The organism is Blastomonas sp. UPD001 (assembly GCF_003426715.1).
GTDB lineage: Bacteria > Pseudomonadota > Alphaproteobacteria > Sphingomonadales > Sphingomonadaceae > Blastomonas.
Genome location: NZ_QKVT01000113.1, coordinates 1 through 1,248 on the forward strand (window position 1 = coordinate 1; position 1,248 = coordinate 1,248).

The following is a 1,248-nucleotide window of genomic DNA, read 5'->3' on the forward strand; positions in this document are numbered from 1 at the left end:
CGGCGCCGCTCAACCGGGGCCGGGCAGAGCTCGGCGCGCTGAGAGCCGGGCGGGCCAGCGTGTCGTACCTGCTCGAGGACCGGGGCAAGTTCATCGCGGTGGCCGCCGCGCCGCTCGCCGCCGCGCGCCACTGGCCACTCGCGCCCGAGGTGCGCCGCGCGCTCGAACGCGGCGAGGCCTGCTATGCGCTGGTCGCGCATCTGCCGCCGACGCTGCAGCCGCGCGGCCTCGCCACCGCGGCGCGGCTGTTCGGCTTTTCCGCGCGCGAAGTCAGCATGGCCGAAGCCCTGGTGCGCGGCGGCGATGTGCGCGAGGCGGCGCGGCTGGAGGGCATCGGCTACGAGACCGGGCGCGATGCGATCAAGTCCGCGATGGCCAAGGCGGGCTGCCACCGCCAGAGCGAGTTCGTCGCGCTGTGCCTGCAGATCGAGAGCGGCGAGCAGCCCGGCGATCTCGCGATCGAGCCGGTGCTGCGCGATATCTTCGGCCTGACCGAACGCCAGGCGCGGATCGCCGGGACGATCGCGCGCGGGCTGACGCGCGAGGAATGCGCGCAGCGGCTGGGGCTGTCGGTCAATATCGTCAAGTCCGAGCTCAAGGCGATCTTCGCGCAATGCGAACTGCAATCGGTGGTGCAGCTGACCACGCTGGTCGGGCATATCCAGGCGGTCGCGGCGCTCGCCGAGGCGACCGATATCGACCTGTCGGTGGCGACGCGCGGAGCCGAACCGCTGCGGCTGCTGCCGCGCCGCGACCGGCCGGGGCGCATCGCCTTTGCCGATCATGGCCCGCGCGACGGCATTCCGCTGATCTGCCTGCACACCGCGACCACCGGGCGGCATCTCCCCGCGATGGCGATCGCCGCGCTGCAGGCGGGCGGCATCCGTCCGATCACGCTCGACCGGCCCGGCTTCGGCCTCACATCGATGATCGAGGGCGATTACCTTCAGCACAACATGCGCGACATCCTCGAGATCCTCGACGCGCTGGGGATCGCGCGGATGTGCATCCTCGCGCGCGGCGGCACGATGGTGCTCGCGCATTTCGCGGCGCAGCATCCCGATCGCTTCGACCGCGCAGTGGTGCTCAATCCCGAGCCGCCACCGGTGCGCGACGGCCGGCTCGCGGGGCTGCAGGGCCATGTCAAGCGGCTGGTCTATTCGCGCCCCGGTCTGGTCGCGCCGCTCGCCACGCACCTGTCGCGACGTGCGTCGGCGCGTACGGTCGAACGGCTGGTGCTGCAGGTGG

The 1,248-nt window shown here is 72.4% G+C and carries 1 protein-coding gene; it reads left to right on the top strand.

Annotation, left to right across the window (positions count from 1 at the left end):
* Positions 1 to 1,248 (top strand): alpha/beta fold hydrolase (locus DM995_RS19300; protein ID WP_353653382.1); only part of this gene is annotated, 1,248 nt, incomplete at both ends.